Below are 18,682 nucleotides of genomic sequence, written 5' to 3'. Positions count from 1 at the left end.
TGTCTTTTTCAGTAGTCTAAATTTCTTTGATTGACATAATTCATTAATTCCAAGGAAATAATTGGTTTAAGATTCCTCAACTCCGGAATGGTCTTAACGCCCAGAAGCACCATAATTCGTTTAATATCAATAATCCAGCTACTCAATAACTTCTCTGTGTCATCAATACCATCTGAAATTAGGGAGTGCATAATCGCACCAGCGACACCAACGGAGGTTGCACCAAGCGCAATCGCCTTAACAATATCGAGTGGGGTTCTAATCCCGCCACTGGCGGTAAATGCTGCTTGGGGTTGAAAGCTCTGAGACTCCAGTAATGATTGAACGGTGGAAAGGCCCCAATCTTGTAAGTAGCTGAGGTCTTTTTCTTTTCGCCTAAAATTTTCAATCTGAGCGAAATTTGTGCCACCTTTACCACTTAAATCAAAGTGACGAACGCCGGCTTTGATCAAATGAGAAATAGTTTCCTGACTCATTCCAAAGCCAACTTCCTTCACAATGACAGGTTTCGAAAGATCTGTCACTAAACTAGCAATGTTGGTCATCCAACCTGTGAAATCGCGGTCACCCTCAGGCATAATTAACTCTTGAGCGGGATTGACGTGCACTTGAATCGCGTCGGCCTCAATCATTTCAATGGCTTGTTTTGCATCTTCAACGGTCTGACTAGCACCAATGTTAGAAAGAAGAATTCCATCAGGATTGGTTTGACGAATAATAGAGAAGGTTGCCGCCAAGCTAGAATCCTTAATTGCAACGCCTTGTGATCCACTTGCCATTGCCAGGTTTAAATCTTTCGAAATCTGGGCAAGCTGGGCATTTAATTGGCCGGTATGTTCGCTCCCACCCGTCATTGCTTCAATAAAGAAGGGGGTAACGACTGGTAATCCAGCAATTGTGCTTGAAACATCAACATCGTTAAGCGCAATTGCTGGCATTGATTGATGAATGAGTTGAATCTGATCAAAATCATTTGGTTCCGTTAAATGTTGAAATTTTTCAGAAAGGGAAACGTGTTCGTCCTTACGGTGAGATTGAACTGAAGTCAAAAAATCACTCCTAACTAAGCGTATGCACGTTGAAGTTTAAGGGCTCAATCTGGTTTTGAACCCATTCTTCAACCAACTTTTCCGTTTGTTTTGCTTTATCAATCAAGACGATACCACAATCCCCGCCACCAGCACCAGAGCTCTTTGCGGCGCCACCGTGGTTGACGGCAATGTCACAAAGCTTCTTCAGATTGGCTGTTTCAATTGCAACGCCGCTCAATTTCGATAGATTGTCCAAGATTCGTCGATTTTCAGACAATTGTTTTGTAATGACGGCTAAACTACCTTTTTTGAAGCCCTCAATCATGCTTTGAAGACAATTCTTGCTATCATTCAAAAATTGCTGGTAGTCCATGCCTTCTTTTGCCTTAGCAAGTGCGACTTTATCCACTAAGTGTGAAGTAGAAGCGGGTGAACCGGTCCAGCCAATCATTAGTTTCATATTTTCAGGTGGGGTCAAAATTTCGATATTCAAACTTGGCCATTTTTCTGATAAAAGTTTAGGTAAGTCGTAATTCTTTCTTGCCAATTTTAACCAGTCTCGGTCAAATGAATGATACGCAATCCAACCACCGTAAACGCTGGCGGCAATATCACCCAAAGAGCCATTCCCCTGAATCTCAAAATGGGCAATAGCAGCAAGTTTGAATAATTTATCCTTATCAATTGGCAATTTATAGAACTGACAAAGTGCGTTAATCGTTGCAACAGTGACCGCTGCGGAGGAACCTAACCCATATTTTTTTCCATCAGCACTGTCTAGTTCGCTATTTATTTTCAAATGATACAGGCCAAGTGGTTTATTTAATTTTTTTGCATATTCCTCAGTAATTTTAATGGCCGAAAGAATGTAATGAAAGGGATTATCACGATCATCAAAGACCATCCGATCATTTTCCCGAGTCCAGTAGATTGAGTTTTCTTGGTATTGTTTAGAAACAATACTCCCAAATTTTTCCGCTTTTGAAACTGAAACCTTCACAAATTGATTTAAGGCAACAATAATTGCGGGAAGCCCAGTTTCAACAACAGCGTATTCACCAGCAATATAAAGTTTACCTGGTGCTTTTACAGAAATCATGAGTTTGAGTCCTTTCAAGTTAGTCTAAATATGTAACGCCCGATCCTGGTTTAGCTAGGATTAATTGGTCACTCGAAAAATCAGGTGACAGCTCGGATATAATCCGCGGAACATCTGATTGACGACAAATAATTTTGACGTTTGGTCCTGCATCCATTGTATAGTAGCAAGGAATTCCTTTTGCTCTCAACGAGTGGACGTAATCCATAATCTTAATTGAGTCACCATTAAAGTACGTAAAACTTGGAGAAGCGCTAAGCGTCAGCGCATGCATTTTCATTGCGTTTCGTTCGCTAATTTCACCAAGTTGAACTAAATCTTTATTGCTGATTGCTTGTTTGATTTCCGTTAAATCTTTACCCGTGCTTGAAAGCCACGAATCATAATACGGGGAGGTTCTGACGGAAGAATTCATGCCAGCTCGACTACTAATCTTTTTTCGCTTTTTTTCAACGATGACCGTTAGCATACAAATATCCCAATCAATCACTTCTTGAATCGGTTCTGCATAGGATGTCTCATCGGAATGGCCTTGATGCCACTCCACAAAGCCACCAAAAATTGACCTAGTTGCGGAACCTGATCCGCGACGGGCAATCCGTGAAAGTGATTTTCCATCAAGATTAAGTCCTGCTGCCTTAGTGGCTGCTGCCGCTAATGCTGCAAACCCGGATGCAGAAGAGGCCAATCCGGCAGAAGTCGGTACGTGATTAGTTGATTTTACTAACGCAAATCGCTTTTCTCCTGATTGTGCTCGAACAATATCCAATACGTGAGTAGTCCTGCTCGTTCTTTGACGAGGGACAAGCTTTTTATCGAGATAGAAACTATCTGCCGTTAAATTTTCGTCAAACGTAACCGTTGTGTCAGTATAAAAATGATCCAACGTTAGTGACAAACTACTATTTTGAGGAATAATTAAGGCTTCGTCAAGTTTTCCCCAGTATTTAATTAGCGCAATATTCGTATGTGCTCTGGCAGTTGTCATTTGATTAGTTCCTCACTTCTAAATGGCTGAATCCAAGTATTAATTGCACCAGCATTTGATAAAACCGATTGTAAGTTAACGGCAGATGAAACAGAGTCGGCTAAGCAAATCATGCAGCCACCCATACCGCCACCAGTCAATTTGGCACCAAGGGCACCGTTATTTAGAGCAACCTTGACCAGTTGATCAATTTTTGGATGACTCACGTTTAGCTTTACCAACAGACGTTGCGCCTCATTTAGCGAATCACCAAGAGAAATCAAATTATTATCTTCAATAGCAATTCGAGCAAACGTGGTTAACCGACCAAGCTTTTCAATATAAGCATTAGTCTGATCAAAGTCAGTTCTGCGGGCCTCTGCTACTAAGTTAACGGCCTCACTAGTTTGACCTTGAATTCCTGTATCCGCAACAACGAGTGCCCCAGATAAATTTAAGTTGAGCTCAGAACTTCCTTGATTATGCAAGAACCAGACTGGATTTCGTGAACTAGTTGTTGCAACATCAATTCCGCTGGGATTACCATGAGTAATGTGTTCCGCGATATTTGCATCATCAATTAATTGTTTCTTACTTAAAGAATGATCAAAAAAGTGATAGATTGCTCTTGTGATGGCAACTGCTGCAGCTGCAGAGGAACCCATACCACGTTCAGCAGGCAAGTCACTTTCAATGTTAAGTTCAAAGCCAGTGTCTTGCGCGTTAAATCGTTCCAATAATGCTTTAATTAGGGTCGCGTTGCCGGTTAAATCGAGTGGCATTTCAGAGATTGAACCCGAAAAATAACGACTGCTGAACAATTGCTGATGGTTAGCTCGCTTAGCAATTGAAACCGTCGTTTTGATTGCGGGTAGGGGTAGTGCGATAGCAGGTTGGTTATAAACGACACTATGGTCGCCAATTAAAATGATTTTTGCATGACTTATTCCAGTCGCATTTTCCAAGATTATCGCTCGCTTTCTATCTATATTGCTTATTATCCGATATAAAATCCAGTCTATATCATACTCTAACTCTAAAAAAAAGGCTATATTTCGCTGTTGTAATGAAGCAATTCAACACTAAAACTTTAGATTCTAATGGTCATGTCAACGGAACATGGATTAATCATTGTGTTTTGTAGTATTATGTTAAGAAGAATGTAAGGTATCGTATTAATTATATAAAGAATTTGGTGGGTTTAAATGGATACAGAAACGACGTATGCAGTTGTCGATTTAGAAACAACTGGTACAAGCCTAACAGAAGGCGGTCGAATCATCCAAATTGGATGCGTCTTTGTCAAAAATAATAAAATAATTAATCATTTTTCAACGGATATTAATCCAGAAATGTCGATTCCGGATCCAATTGTCCGTTTGACCGGTATTACGAACAAACGGGTAGCGAAGGCGCCCATTTTTGATGACGTTGCAGAAGTGGTTTATGGCTTATTGACGGGAACGACTTTTGTCGCTCATAACGTCAATTTTGATTTCCCATTTATTAATAGGGAGTTTGAACGAGTGGGATTCCCACCGCTTGATATTCCGGCCGTAGATACGGTTCAACTTAGCCAAATTTTACTACCAACGGCCACGAGTTACCGATTGCAGGATTTAAGTCATCTTTTTAATATTTCACATCACAATCCACATTCAGCTGATAGTGACGCGGAGGCAACTGCTAATCTATTTATATTCCTATTGGAACGGATGGCCGAAATTCCGCTAACAACGCTTAAGCAGATTAATAAGATCCAACCAATTTTAACGAGACAAACAGGCAACCTTTTTGAAAAGGCAATTGCTTATGTTAACCATCACTTGAGTGCCTTGCCGGACTATCTATACGTCAAAAATGGATTAGCCCTTCGCACGTTTAAACCCGATAATGACCTCAATGATCTGACACCCAAATTAACCTATCCTAAAACTCAAAAGCAAAAAAAGCGCCTCTATCAAAACTCACTTGAATGGCGACCAGAGCAAGCGCGAATGATGAATTTGATTTACCAGAATTATGCAGTAGAACCCATTCCTAAAAATTTGTTGGTGGAAGCACCAACCGGAATTGGAAAAAGCTTAGGTTACGCATTGCCAATGGCCTATCTCGCTCAGCAAAAACACCAAGTGGTCATTAGTACTGCAACAACCGTTTTACAGGATCAGCTTTTGCACCAGACAATTCCAGCACTTAATCAGGTACTGCCTTTTAGAAGTTCTGCGCTTGTTCTAAAGGGAAGTCAGCACTACATTGATTTAGATAAATTTGCCGCTAGCTTATCAGTAGTGGATAGTTCACCGCAATCGCAGCTCGTCAAAATGAAAATGCTTGTATGGCTAACAATGACAACGACCGGTGATTTGGATGAACTTCATTTAGCAACGGACCAGGTTCCGTTCCTTGATCAGATTACCCATTTAGGGTTTACGTTTGAAAAGACGACAACCCACTTTTATGAGGATGATTTTTTACGAAGACGGAATAATCAGCTCACTAAGGCTAATTTCATTATTACAAATCACGCTTACTTGGCTGAACACGGAACCGAGCTTGGCAAACAACTCCAAAATCCTTATTTAGTTATCGATGAAGCACAGCATTTGACTGAGAACGTTTTAAATAAGGAACGCCAATCCCTTACTTTTAGCACTTTGCAAAAGGATATGCGCCGGTTGCAGACAGCTATTTCCAATAGTCATGGCCGAGATTTACTCGGTCTCTTTGAAGAGGACTCATTGGCTTTCTATTCGTTAGAAAAGTTGTACGGGCAATTAACCCGAACTGAATCAGAATTACAAATGTTTGGGGCGGCCATCTACCATGAATTTATTGGAACTAAGCATCAACTCAAGTCAAACGATTTCATCGAAATTGAGATGAAGCCAGAATTATTGGCCAACTTTTTTGCGAATCAAAGTAACCAGCTGTTAAGATATAAAAAATTTAATAAATTACTGCGAAACTTAACTGACACGATTTTAAATCAGTATAATTTAAACAAGAACCGCTGGTTAATGTCTGACAAATTATTAATTTCTAAATTTGAGCGAACGGTAATTGACCTGCTAGAACAATTTGAGCAACTATTTTCGTTCCAAGAACAGGTCATGGATCGTCATCAGTACCGGGCTTTTTGGGTGCGGGTCAACCATATTGGGGACGTTAGTAGTTTGAATTTAATCAGTAATCTACTGACAACCCATCATTACTTATCGTCTGAAATTTATGCTCATTTTCAGCCGGTTCTATTAACGGGGGCGTCGCTAATGTCCTCTAGAAATTCGCCCTTTATTTATGACGAACTTGATGTCAAACGTGATGAAACCAAGAGTCGCCGAATCAAATCGACTTTTGACTTCAGTGAACAAAGTCAACTTTATATCGCGACTGACTCGCCAGACCCGAGTTCGACAACCAGCGAGCATTATGAATCCTATTTAATATACGCAATCACAAAGTTACTCGCTTCCTCTGACAAACAAACACTGGTTCTTTTCAATTCTTTGGAGACAATCAAGAAAGTTTATGGTGGTCTCCGAGCAAAAGAAAAGCTGTCTAAACGGACTATTATGGCGCAGGGGATTACGGGGAGTCGAGAAAAAATCATTAAACGCTTTAAATCCTCAAGCGATAATGCCATCATTTTAGGAGCTTCCAGCTTTTGGGAAGGGTTAGATTTTCCTAGCTCTCAGTTAGAGTTGTTGATTGTGACCAGGCTCCCATTTGAGTCGCCTGATCGTCCAATGACCAAGGCGATGTATAATTTGTTAAAGGATCAGGGGAAAAGCCCGTTCTATAGTTATGCATTGCCGAAAGCCACGCTCAAATTGAAGCAGGGCATTGGCCGCTTAATTCGGACGAGAGCTGATACAGGAGTCACCGTCATTCTTGACAGTCGAATTAATCAGCGTAAATATGGACAGGCCATGTTGGGTGCTGTTCCTGAAGATTTACCAGTTTTTAATATGAAAGTTGCACAAATTTGTGAAGAAATGGCATTATTTTATAAGCAACATGATGTCGAAAAAGATAATCCGCGAAGTGAGGAATAAAAATTGCGAAGAGAAGTCATGAAAAAACCGCGATCAAGCTATCGACGACCGATCATTATTGTACTGGTCGTTATTATCGTTTTGATTTTAAGTGGTTTGTTTATTTTAAATCGTGCGACCGCGCCAAATTCTCGGGCTCAACGACAGGCAATCAGCCTTTCCCAGAAATACGCTGGGTTAAAGTCATATTCACAAGTATATTGGACCAATTTGCATAAGACCTACTACACGGTTGACGGTACCAATAAGCAAAATCAAGCGGTGTACGTTGTTGTTCCTAAAAAGGGCGGTAACCTAAGAGTTCTTAAACAAAAGAATGGCCTGACCCGTAATCAGGTTCTTCAAAGAGTTTGGCAAAATCGCAATCCTAAAAAAGTTCTTCGAGCATCAATTAGTATTTTCAATGAAAAACCAGCTTGGGTGGTTACTTACTTAAGCCAACAGGGAAAGCTCTGCTACGAGACCATTCAATTCTCGAATGGAAAAGTTTTACAGAAAATTGTTAACATATAGGAGGTCCTCGCATGCAATTGTCAGAACGAATTAAGAACATCAAGCCTTCCGCAACAATGAAAACCTTGTCCCTTGCTAAAAGCTTACGGGCAAGTGGTGTTGACGTCATCAATATGGGAATCGGAGAACCTGATTTTCAGACTCCAAATAGTATTCAAGAGGCGGCAATCGAGTCAATTCAAAATGGAAAAGCCAGCTTTTATACGGCTGCAAGCGGTCTTGAACCACTTAAAGTTGCGATTAAGAATCACTACCAAGCCGCTTTTAATTTGGAATATGAAGTTGAAAATATTGCAGTGACGACGGGCGCGAAAATGGCCCTCTATGCAACTTTTCAAGCGCTGCTTAACCCCGGTGATGAAGTTTTACTGCCAAATCCCTACTGGGTGAGCTATTCAGAACAAATTAAATTAGCTGGGGGAGTTCCCATTTTAGTGCCAGTTCCAGACTCAGGGAAATTGGCCGTTGATAATTTTGAACAACACTTAACCGCAAAAACAAAGTTAATTTTGCTGAATAGTCCTCAGAATCCAACGGGCGAGATTTATCATAAAGATGATTTAATCAAACTGGGAAATTGGTCCGTTGACCATGATTTAATGATTATTTCTGACGAAATATATGGCGAACTTGTTTATAATGGTAATCAGTTTACTTCGATGGGAAACTTGGGAAGTCGGATTAAAGAGAATACGGTTATTATAAACGGCGTCTCGAAAACCTATTCAATGACCGGCTGGCGAATTGGCATCGTCCTCGGAGATCCACAACTAATTAAATCGATTACGGCTTTTGTCTCTCACGCTACCGGGAATCCAGCTACAGTGAGTCAATATGCGTCCGTAGCAGCGTTTACCCAGGGGGCTAAGGCAGCTGAATTAATGCGCCAAGAATTTGAGACCAGATTGAATCTCATTTATCCCAAGCTGATTGAGATTCCCGGCTTTGATTTGCCAGTAAAACCACATGGTGCCTTTTACTTATTTCCGAATATTGAAGGGGCTCTCAAATTAACCGGACTATCCAGTGAAGCATTTGTCTCTGGATTATTAACTGATGCACACGTTGCAGTGGTTGATGGTAAGGCGTTTGGTGTGCCTGGACATATTCGATTGAGCTATGCACTCAGCGTTGATCAGCTTGAAGAAGCAATGAAGCGAATAAAGTCGTTTGTTGAAACAAACAGCAAACGGTCTAATATTGGAGGAAAATTATCAAATGAAACAAATTAATATCATTGATGCCAAAAACCACGTTGATGAAAAAGTGAAAATTGGGGTTTGGCTTACTAACAAGCGTTCAAGTGGAAAAATTGCGTTTCTACAGCTACGAGATGGAACAGAATTTTTTCAAGGGGTCGTTGTTAAAGCTGCCGTTTCTGAAGAAACTTTCCTTTTGGCTAAAGAATTAAAACAAGAAACAAGTATGCAAATTACTGGTGTCATTCACGAAGATTCAAGATCAAAATTCGGGTACGAAATTGAAGTTGAAACGATTGAGGTCATCGGTGAAAGTGCTGACTATCCAATCACCCCCAAAGAGCATGGAGTGGACTTCCTAATGGATCATCGTCATTTGTGGTTAAGGTCTAGTAAACCTCATGCCGTCATGATAATCAGAAATGAAGTGATTCGAGCAACCTATGAATTTTTTAATGCTGAAGGCTTCACTAAAATCGATGCACCAATTCTTACTGGTAGTGCACCTGAAGGCACGACTGATTTATTCCATACGGAGTATTTTGACCATGATGCTTACCTGTCACAGTCTGGACAACTTTACGAAGAGGCTGGGGCAATGGCGTTTGACAAGGTCTTTTCATTTGGACCAACTTTTAGAGCAGAAAAATCCAAAACCCGTCGCCATTTGATTGAATTTTGGATGATTGAACCTGAGATGGCCTTTATGCACCAAGAACAGAGTCTAGAAGTCCAAGAAAAGTATATTGCATTCCTAGTTCAAAACGTGCTAGATCACTGTGAGGGTGCTTTACAAACCCTTGGACGGGATATGGAAACGTTAAAGAAATATACGCAACTTCCATATCCAAGAATTAGCTATGATGAAGCGATTGATCTCTTGAAGGAAAATGACTTTGATGTTGATTGGGGTGTCGATTTTGGTTCACCAGAGGAAACTTTCTTGGCCGACCACTTTAATAAACCCGTTTTTGTGATTAACTATCCTAAATCAATTAAACCATTCTACATGAAGCCACATCCAACTCGTGATGATGTTGTCATCTGTGCTGATTTATTGGCACCTGAAGGTTATGGTGAAATAATTGGTGGCTCAGAACGGGCAACCGATTATGACTACCTTTATAAGGAAATTGAAAAAGCTGGTTTGGATACCAAGGAATATAGTTGGTACCTTGACTTAAGAAAGTACGGAAGTGTCCCTCACTCTGGATTTGGTTTAGGTCTTGAACGAGCTATTACTTGGATTACGGGTGAAGATCACGTTCGAGAGGCTATTCCATTCCCAAGATTATTGAACCGTATTTATCCGTAAAATTAAGTTGCAACAATTGAGGTGGAAAAATGGCTGATTTTTTTGAATCATATATACACGCTGGAGAGACAGTCATTAACAACTTGCTGATTTCTCATTATCAGCAAGTGGGCATGACCAACCAAGAATTTTTGATGTTTATTCAAGTGAAGTCATATATGGATAGAGGTCATGATTTTCCTGATATCAATCAAATTGCCAAAAATATGGGCGAATCAGAACAATCCATCTATCAACTTCTTCACGAACTAATCGCAAAGAAACTTTTGGAAATAAATAGTGTAAAAGGGGAAGACTCCTTAACGCATGATGTTTATGACTTCTCTCTATTGTACAAAAAGTTGGCTGTTGCAGTTAAACAAGCTGAAGAAGTGACAGTGAAACAAACGAAGGATAGTTCTAGAAAACAGTTGTTTACCCAAATTGAAACTGAATTTGGTCGGACCCTTTCACCAATCGAACTAGAAACGATTGGCAAATGGCTCGATGAAGATCACTATCAACCGGATCTCATTTCCTTAGCACTAAAAGAAGCCGTTTTAAATCAAGTTTATAATTTTAAGTATATTGATCGAATTCTAATAAACTGGGAAAAGAAGCATATTCAAACACCGGCTGAAGCTCAAAGATATCGGACTTCGCATACCGTGGCCTCTAATCCAAAAGAGAAAAAATCAATCAATCAACCTAAAATTCCAATCTTTAATATTACTGATCAAGATAAAAATGACTAACAAAAAGGGCTCTCTGTCAAATCCTGTTGATAGATAGTTTTACAGAACTAGAAGCTAAGCGGCTTCTAGTTCTGTTTTTGTATTTGGTTTTGTTCTCATTTGTTGAAGTTTGATCCGCGAGATTAAATGATGGAAATTTCTAAATCCAAACGCAGTCCGCTGAATCTGCTTAATCATCCGATTAATACCTTCAATTGGGCCGTTAGAATACTTAGATTCACTGGCATTCAAGACAATTTCCAGATTACTTTTAAACGTTTTTAGTGTTTCCTTCATTTGAAAACTTAGGTTTTCATTTTTGTAGAGATAGTGGACAATGCCATCTTTGTCATGATTTTTAAGACAGGACATGATACCTTGCAGCGCATCGTATGTGCTCGAAATAGTGTCATCAGTGTCAAGCCCCATTTGTACTCGCCCTTGTTGAGTTAACTGCTGTCGTAAATGACGATCATAGAAAGTTTGGCTGACTTCTAGTTCATCAATGTGCTTCAAATATAGTTTCCATGAGAACTTAAGCAGTCGATATTCGATAGATTTCTTGTCATATTTTTTCATTGTCTGAACTCTAGTCTGGTTGAATGCCCGCGTCATCATGGCGATAATGTGGAATCGATCAACGACAATTTCTGCGTTTGGAAACATTTCCTTAACGATATCTTTATAGTAACTATCGAGATCCAGAGTTACGGTTTGAACCCGTTTTCGGGTATTGATATGGAATTTATTAAAGTACTCAATAATGCTTTTTTTATAGCGATCCGGCAAGATTTGTTGAATTTCATGGTTGCTGGCACCGTTAATACAGATAAAGTGTAATTGACCACCAACACCGCGAACTTCATCCATCGCTAAATGCTCTGGTAAGTAATCATAATTCCGGCGGAATAAATCATCGTAATTATCTAAATAGCGACAAATTGTACTTGGTGATACACAATTATCTAAGGCGATGCTGGCCTGAGTCCGGTCGTCCTGCAAATGCATGAATATTTTCTGTCGTGTGGCTTGCGAAATGTTGCAATATTTATCAACTAGACTAGTGGATGCCATTATTGAAGCACCACAGTCTTTACAAACTAATCGTTCCTTATGCAGCTCAAGGTACACTGGCTCACTGGCATTGGCTGACGGGTACGAAGTACGCGCAATGTAGTGACCATTATGGTTCAGATGATTGAAACCACATTGGGGACATCTCACACAGTTAACTTTAACGTTGGCGATGTAAATCTTAGATTGTTTGTTTTTAATAGATTGGCTTTTATAAGCAAAAAAGTTAACGTTCTCGTCAGTTATGCTTAGGACGAACTTTATGGTATTATCAATAGGGTTCATGGGTTCTTATCTCCTTTAATGATGCTGTAGTGGGTGGATTTTATTGGATGGGGACCTGTGGGCTTTTAATTTACAAAAAAATCCTGTTAATAGATTACCACTCTGGCAATCCATCAACAGGAAAAAGTATAGAACCACAAAAAGGCCTGAATTCAATTGAATTCAGGCCTTTTGCTGTTCTAATTAGTCGTTGTTGGACTATTTTCAGTACTTGTTGCATTACTGGTACTATTTGCGCTACTTGTGTCATTTGAACCTGTCCCATTACCAGATCCACCTGGTTCTTGTTCAGTCGACGTACTTGATTCATTGTCGGTAGAACTTTCAGTACTGCTTTCACTTTCGGAAGTCCCAGTCGTTTGACTGTTACTACTATAACGAGAGGAGCTAGTGTTATTACTACTGCTATACTGATTTGTCGTGCCTGAATCAGCAATCGCACTTGTTCCAGGATGTCCAGAAACATAATATTCCTGGGTTCCGTTTTTGGTAACACCAACGACATCGCTTGGAGCAGTCCAATTGGTATTGGACTTATTTTGTTGTGCGTAAGTCATTTCACTCTTATAAATAAGTTGGGCAATTTTCGTTTCAGACTCAGGAATGTAGTGACCTGTTTTAAACTGACGATCATAACCTGTCCAAACTGAAAGGGAATAGTTCTTCGTGTATCCAGTAAACCAAGAATCCATCGCTGCGTCACTTGGCACTGTGCTTGAATAGTTAGAAGGGTACGCGGTTGTTCCAGTTTTACCAGCTTGGTAAAGACCTGAAATATTAGCCGCTGTACCAGAACCACTGGCATTTGTCATAACGCCTTTAAGCATATCGGTAATCATAAAGGCAGTTGCCTTGGACATTGCGCGTTTACCTTTACTACTGTATGTTTTAGACTTCCCATCCGACGTCGTAACCTTGCTAATGAGGTATGGCTTATGATAGACACCACCATTTGCAAAAGCAGCGTAGGCGGCAGCTTCCTGCTCGGAAGAAATGTAGGCGCCAATCCCGTTTTGCAGGGTCAGCTGATCCTTGAAGGTCATTCCTAACCCGCCAAGGAACTTAGTTGCTTTCGAAATTCCAACCGCTTCAAGCGTTCGAACGGCAGGAATATTCCGAGATTCAACCAATGCTTTGCGCATGGTGATTGTTCCTTGATACTTATTGTCAAAGTCGTATAGTTGCTTGTTGGTACCTGCATAAGTGTAGGCGGTATCTTGAACGGGTTGATAAGTTGGATAATTCAAATATTCAATAGCAGGGCCATAATCCATGAGCGGTTTCATCGTCGATCCACTTGAGCGATCAGTTTGAACGGCTCGGTTTAGACCAAATGAGACATTTCCCACTTTTCGACCACCTAGCATTGCGACCACTTTACCATTTTTCGAATTAACCATCGTTGCGCCAACTTGAAATTTGTTACTTGGGAAGGCAACGGTTGAGTCGTTATTAACGGTGTTATATAAATGCTTTTGGGTTTTTAAATTGAGGTTCGTGTAAACCTTGAGGCCACCAGTGTTCGTGTTGTAACCTCGTTTTTTCAATTCACTATAAACAGTTTTTAAATAAGAATCGATCACTTTCGAGTTTTTAGAAAGACTGGAAGAGGTCGTTGTATGCGACGTAACAAGACCAGACGAAACGTTAGTTGCTTTTGCTTGAGCTGCTTGTTGTGAAGTAATGACGTTGTTAGAAACCATCGCCGTTAAAACAGTATTTCTTCGTTGTGTCGCATATTTAGGATATTTAACTGGGTCGTATGAAGTAGGTGATTGCGGCATCCCGGCTAATAGTGCTAATTGTGGCAGAGTCAGATTGCTCAATGTCTTACCATAATAATATTTCGCCGCCGTTTGCATCCCATACACACCATTACCCATGTAAACTTTATTAATGTAAAATTCTAGAATCTTAGCTTTTGAGTAGTTACGTTCAACTTGAATTGCTAACCAGGCTTCTTGCGCCTTTCGTTTTAGCGTTCGGTCTGATGCAGCAGTCGAAAATACTGATAGCTTGACGAGTTGCTGGGTTAAGGTACTTCCACCTTGGAGGCCAAGAGAATTACCAGTTAAATCAGCAACTGCCGCACCCATAATTCTGGTTGGGTCGACACCATGGTGTTTGTAGAATCGCTTATCTTCAATAGAAACGACAGCTTGTTTCAACGTGCCAGGAATATTCTTGTTTTTGACGTAATCGCGATCCTGAGCACCAAGTTTCGAAACGAGAGAGCCAGAGGAATCATAAATTCTTGTTGATGTATCACTAGCAAGTTGATCATGACTAACCTCTGGCGCGCTTTGCGCATAAAAAAAGAATAGTCCTATACCAGCTAAAATCACGACGAATAGGGCAGCAAAAACAAGGTACATAATTTTTCGAAATAATTGCCAGCCATGCTTTGGTTTTGAACTAAAGCGTTGTCCGCTATTGCGACTCATACGAGTTGGCTGTTTTGAATTGTTTGTTGACATAAAGTTTCCCCTTCTTAGTTAACGTCTCAAATCAATCAGTTGATCAACGGCTTCCAAATACGGAATCAAAGGTTGAATGTGGTACTGAATTAAAATGCCGTTTTTCTGAATATCAGCGAGTGGAATTGATTTGCGCCCCTTAGTTGCATCCATATTGTCCCAATAGGAAAATAAATCGGTGGCTTTAAAAAGAAAAATCTGGTCTAATTTTACGAATTTAATAATAGCAAAACAGATTCCACCATGTTTAATGCACTGACGCATATGTTCCACCTGATGTTCGTGGAAATTGTGTAACGGAAAAGACGTTGCATTTTGCGTTTCTTTTGCATCAAAATCGATGTAGTTTCCTCTATAGACACCGTTGTAATCTGTCGTGGAAGCTTGTTTGAAGTAAGCTTCCTTAATGACTGCCGCACTTCGTTTAGGATAATCCACATTCACAATCTGAATGGGTGTGGGCTTTTTATGAATAACCGCAACATCGTGGTTCAAATAGTAGGCGTTGCTCTGATTGAGTTCCTGCTCAAGTGTCATACCACGATCACTAAAGCTGGTCTTAGCCGAAGCTGACTTCAGTTTTGAAGCAGTTTCAGTCGGTTGACGAAATTGTTTACCGTTTGGATATCGAATTGCCAAATGAAGCATCACCTTTCAAATAAAGAAGCGATAATACACGATATATCATACCACGGACATTATACAGCTAGCTACATAATTAATGTTATTATACCAAGTGGAAGCTTAAATAAACGTTGCGAAATTTATAAATATTATTAAGGAAGGAGACATCTTGATGAGTAGGCTTTGGCTAACTGGTTATAGAAGCTACGAACTAGGGGTTTTCGGAAATGAAGATCCAAAATTAAAGGTCATTCAATATGCATTAAAAAACTACCTGATTGAAAAAATTGAGACGGGTGTTACTTGGTTAATTACGGGTGGACAGCTTGGAATTGAACAATGGGTCATCGAAGCTGGTGCGGACCTAAAAGAGCAGTACCCGGAATTCAAAATTGCAATGATGTTACCATTCAAAGACTTTGGGTCAAATTGGAATGAAAATAATCAAGCAAAACTTGCACAAATTAAATTGAAGGCAGACTTTGTTGAGACTGTCAGTGCAGCACCATATGAAAGTCCACAACAATTAAGAAATTATCAAACTTTCATGTTAAGCCATACCGAATTAGCTGGATTAGTATATGATATAGAGAAAGAAGGAAAGCCTGAGTATGATTATCAGGCAATTCAAAAATATATGGATCGCCAACCGTACGATTTAGAGATGCTAGATTTTGATTGGTTGCAGGAAAAAGCCAACGAATTTGAAGAAAATTCAAATAATGGTTTTCAACCTGGATAAAATCTGCTAACATAGTAAACGTTGGTGTTGAAAATAATGAGGTGTAGCTTGTAATGGAAAATATTAATTTTACTCCTAAAGATATTTTGCAAAAGGAGTTCCGTCAGAAGATGCGTGGGTATGATCCCGCAGACGTCGATAGCTTTTTAGACACAGTTATTAAAGATTACGAAGGATATAGCAAAGAAAATCAACGACTATCCGACGAAAATCAGCGTCTACTGGCAAAGGTTGATGAACTAACTAAGCAGTTATCTGTTGGTGGTTCAATACCTCAACCAAACTCACAACCAGCATCAAACATTTCAAATATGGATATTCTTAAGCGTCTATCCAATTTGGAACGACACGTTTTTGGTTCTCAATTAGATAATAATGCAAATGAATCACATCGTTTGTAATATTAAATTAGGTGTAAACTTCGGGTAATTGCGGTCGGCTTATGTCGGCTGAGGAAAGTCCATGCTCGCACAAGCTGCGATGCTTGTAGTGTTCGTGCTCGGTGAAAAAATAAGCCGGGGAATCTGTAAAGATTACGGCAAAAGAAAGAGCTAAGGTCTCTGACTATGCTTGAGTATTTTTGAAAGTGCCACAGCGACGATGACGGTGTTGGAAACAGCAGCGGTGGAACGCGGTAAACCCCACGAGCGGGCAACCCAAACTACGGTAGGGGCGCTTCACATATGGAAATGAACGAAATGTGGGGGGAGAGTTTATACTCTCGAGATAGATGATTACCGCCTGATTGAAATTCCTGAATTTTGATTAAGGCACAAAACATGGCTTACAGAGGTTTACACCTTCAGGTAGTGGGAGCTTGCTCCCACTTTTTTTATGACTTTAATTTCTTATAAAATAATATTCAAGAATAGGAGGACTCGTTATGGAAAAGTTTCATCTTTATGCTGCCACGGCAAGTGGAATTGAGGCAATTGCAGGACGTGAGTTAAAGGATCTTGGTTTTCAGACTCAGGTCGAGAATGGTCGAATCAAGTTTGACGGTACCATGGAAGATATTATTAAGGCCAATCTCTGGTTGCGAACGGCTGACCGAATCAAAATTATCATTGCTGAATTTAGGGCAACGACTTTTGAGGACCTTTTCAATAAGGTTACTGAAATAAACTGGGATCATTTCATGCCAATGGATGCAGAATTCCCGGTTAATGCCCGATCAAAGAATTCTAAGCTTCATAGTGTCCCTGATATTCAATCTATCTCAAAAAAAGCCATTGTAAACAAGTTGAGTGCCGTCTATCATCGACGGACACGTTTGCCTGAAACTGGGGCAATGTTCCCAGTAGAAGTGGCAATCAGAGATGATCAGGTTATGGTTACCCTTGATACAACGGGTGATAGTCTGTTCAAACGTGGCTACCGTGAAGCAAAGGGTACTGCTCCCATGAAAGAAAATATGGCTGCAGCCTTAATTAAGATAACCAATTGGTATCCTGATATGCCATTTGCAGACCCAACTTGTGGTTCTGGTACTATTCCAATTGAAGCTGCTTTAATTGGGCATAATATTGCACCTGGTATTAATCGCTCATTTGTATGCGAAGGTTGGCATCAAGACTATCAAAAGATTAGTGAGAAGCTGCGTGAAGAAGCGCGACAAGCTGAAAATCATGATATTGATCTTGATATTTTTGCTTCCGATATTGATGGTTCGATGATTGATGTTGCTAAGGTTAATGCTAATGCAGCCGGCGTCTTACACGATATCGACTTTAAACAACTCGCAGTTCAAGATTTTACGACTGATAAAATCAACGGGGTCATGATTTCTAATCCACCATATGGTGAACGAATGAAGGACAAGGAAAGCGTTGAACTTATGTACCGTCAAATGGGTAAAGTATTTAAGCCGTTAACAAGCTGGTCTAAATACATTATTACGGCTGACTTAGACTTCGAACAATTCTATGGCGACCGCGCAACTAAGAAACGTAAACTTTATAATGGTGCGCTAAGAACGGATTATTTCCAGTTCTGGGGCCATAAAATTAGAAAATAACTTAAAAATCAGACCAGTAAATTGGTCTGATTTTTTTGCTATAATAACGATTATTGAGGAGGTCAAACGATGAAATATCCAAGAAGTCAGTCAGTTGAGCTAGTCAACATGTGTTTAATTACTGATCCAAACACGAAACAAGTTCTTGTCCAAGACAAAACCGATGTTTCCTGGCGCCGCGGGTTAACTTTTCCTGGTGGTCACGTGGAGGTTAAGGAAGACTTATACCACGCAATGGTTCGCGAAGTACGAGAAGAAACGGGGCTCACCGTTCATTCGTTATCCTTGTGTGGGACTGTCGAATGGTTTGATGACAAGGAATTAACCCGGAAAATCTGTTTTTTATACCACACGTCTGATTTTTCTGGTACCTTAGTTCAAAATGGTGACGAGGGTGTTAATAGTTGGAAGTCCCTCAATGAATTGACGGCAGAGAATACCGCAGAAAGTATTCCCCAATTTCTTAAAATATTTCTAAATGAGCAAACGACTTCAGCGACATCTGACCAAATGAACGGAAAAATTTCAGAAATTAACTAATTTAGGACTTTTTCCTTTACTTACCAAA

At 40.0% G+C, this 18,682-nt stretch carries 16 protein-coding genes and 1 other RNA gene; 10 read left to right on the top strand and 7 right to left on the bottom strand.

All coding sequences use genetic code 11. The features are described 5' to 3' along the window. Positions 1 to 8: 8 nt before the first annotated feature. From fni to mvk, 4 genes are read right to left on the bottom strand one after another with little or no spacing between them, the layout of a single operon-like run. On the bottom strand, positions 9 to 1,049 hold the full coding sequence (gene fni / locus FGL90_RS09565; protein WP_147657831.1) for a type 2 isopentenyl-diphosphate Delta-isomerase: 1,041 nt from the start codon (positions 1,047 to 1,049) through the stop codon (positions 9 to 11). A gap of 10 nt (positions 1,050 to 1,059) precedes the next feature. After that, positions 1,060 to 2,130, bottom strand: coding sequence for a phosphomevalonate kinase (locus FGL90_RS09560; protein ID WP_147657830.1), 1,071 nt, complete (start codon positions 2,128 to 2,130; stop codon positions 1,060 to 1,062). A gap of 19 nt (positions 2,131 to 2,149) precedes the next feature. Continuing rightward, the gene (gene mvaD / locus FGL90_RS09555) at positions 2,150 to 3,118 is read right to left on the bottom strand and encodes a diphosphomevalonate decarboxylase (RefSeq protein WP_010619846.1); all 969 of its coding nucleotides are present in this window, start codon (positions 3,116 to 3,118) and stop codon (positions 2,150 to 2,152) included. Then, positions 3,115 to 4,065, bottom strand: coding sequence for a mevalonate kinase (gene mvk, locus FGL90_RS09550; protein ID WP_029327541.1), 951 nt, complete (start codon positions 4,063 to 4,065; stop codon positions 3,115 to 3,117). The genes mvaD and mvk overlap by 4 nt, the downstream gene beginning before the upstream one ends. Positions 4,066 to 4,302: 237 nt before the next feature. Between mvk and FGL90_RS09545 the strand changes: the two genes are divergently transcribed. The 5 genes from FGL90_RS09545 to FGL90_RS09525 are packed head-to-tail and all read left to right on the top strand — an operon-like array spanning position 4,303 to position 10,916. Further along, positions 4,303 to 7,155: a helicase C-terminal domain-containing protein gene (locus FGL90_RS09545; protein WP_010619844.1), complete on the top strand. Its 2,853-nt coding sequence runs from the start codon at positions 4,303 to 4,305 to the stop codon at positions 7,153 to 7,155. 18 nt (positions 7,156 to 7,173) lie between these two features. Further along, complete coding sequence (locus FGL90_RS09540) at positions 7,174 to 7,668, top strand: cell wall elongation regulator TseB-like domain-containing protein (protein ID WP_029327540.1); 495 nt, start codon at positions 7,174 to 7,176, stop codon at positions 7,666 to 7,668. Positions 7,669 to 7,679: 11 nt separating this feature from the next. After that, positions 7,680 to 8,900 (top strand): pyridoxal phosphate-dependent aminotransferase, encoded by a 1,221-nt coding sequence (locus tag FGL90_RS09535; protein WP_010619842.1) that lies wholly within the window; start codon positions 7,680 to 7,682, stop codon positions 8,898 to 8,900. Further along, positions 8,887 to 10,182, top strand: coding sequence for an asparagine--tRNA ligase (asnS, locus tag FGL90_RS09530; RefSeq protein ID WP_010619841.1), 1,296 nt, complete (start codon positions 8,887 to 8,889; stop codon positions 10,180 to 10,182). Before FGL90_RS09535 ends, asnS begins: the two co-directional genes overlap by 14 nt. Before the next feature lie 29 nt (positions 10,183 to 10,211). Further along, the gene (locus FGL90_RS09525; protein WP_010619840.1) at positions 10,212 to 10,916 is read left to right on the top strand and encodes a DnaD domain protein; all 705 of its coding nucleotides are present in this window, start codon (positions 10,212 to 10,214) and stop codon (positions 10,914 to 10,916) included. 54 nt (positions 10,917 to 10,970) lie between these two features. Here the strand turns inward: FGL90_RS09525 and FGL90_RS09520 are convergent, their stop codons facing one another. The 3 genes from FGL90_RS09520 to recU form a co-directional block, all read right to left on the bottom strand. Continuing rightward, on the bottom strand, positions 10,971 to 12,254 hold the full coding sequence (locus FGL90_RS09520; protein WP_147657828.1) for an ISL3 family transposase: 1,284 nt from the start codon (positions 12,252 to 12,254) through the stop codon (positions 10,971 to 10,973). Between the two features lie 179 nt (positions 12,255 to 12,433). Continuing rightward, complete coding sequence (locus tag FGL90_RS09515; protein ID WP_147657827.1) at positions 12,434 to 14,731, bottom strand: PBP1A family penicillin-binding protein; 2,298 nt, start codon at positions 14,729 to 14,731, stop codon at positions 12,434 to 12,436. A gap of 18 nt (positions 14,732 to 14,749) precedes the next feature. Further along, positions 14,750 to 15,370: a Holliday junction resolvase RecU gene (recU, locus tag FGL90_RS09510; protein ID WP_010619838.1), complete on the bottom strand. Its 621-nt coding sequence runs from the start codon at positions 15,368 to 15,370 to the stop codon at positions 14,750 to 14,752. Positions 15,371 to 15,527: 157 nt separating this feature from the next. Here recU and FGL90_RS09505 point away from each other — a divergent pair, with 157 nt between their 5' ends. From FGL90_RS09505 to FGL90_RS09485, 5 genes are all read left to right on the top strand, one after another. Further along, positions 15,528 to 16,097 carry a DUF1273 domain-containing protein gene (locus tag FGL90_RS09505; protein WP_010619837.1) on the top strand — a complete coding sequence of 190 codons (570 nt, stop codon included), beginning with the start codon at positions 15,528 to 15,530 and terminating at the stop codon, positions 16,095 to 16,097. Positions 16,098 to 16,150: 53 nt separating this feature from the next. Then, positions 16,151 to 16,498: a cell division regulator GpsB gene (gene gpsB / locus FGL90_RS09500; RefSeq protein ID WP_010619836.1), complete on the top strand. Its 348-nt coding sequence runs from the start codon at positions 16,151 to 16,153 to the stop codon at positions 16,496 to 16,498. 16 nt (positions 16,499 to 16,514) lie between these two features. Then, an RNA gene (gene rnpB, locus FGL90_RS09495) (RNase P RNA component class B) lies at positions 16,515 to 16,889 on the top strand. A gap of 91 nt (positions 16,890 to 16,980) precedes the next feature. Continuing rightward, positions 16,981 to 18,114: a THUMP domain-containing class I SAM-dependent RNA methyltransferase gene (locus FGL90_RS09490; RefSeq protein ID WP_147657825.1), complete on the top strand. Its 1,134-nt coding sequence runs from the start codon at positions 16,981 to 16,983 to the stop codon at positions 18,112 to 18,114. A gap of 69 nt (positions 18,115 to 18,183) precedes the next feature. Beyond that, a complete protein-coding gene (locus tag FGL90_RS09485; protein WP_010619834.1) occupies positions 18,184 to 18,654 on the top strand; it encodes an 8-oxo-dGTP diphosphatase in 471 nt (156 codons plus the stop codon). The last annotated feature ends 28 nt before the right edge of the window (positions 18,655 to 18,682 follow it).

Source organism: Secundilactobacillus malefermentans, from assembly GCF_008033155.1.
In the GTDB taxonomy this organism is placed as follows: Bacteria; Bacillota; Bacilli; order Lactobacillales; family Lactobacillaceae; genus Secundilactobacillus; species Secundilactobacillus malefermentans.
The sequence above is the reverse complement of the archived record's forward strand: the minus strand, read 5'-3'. Positions and strand labels throughout refer to the sequence as shown.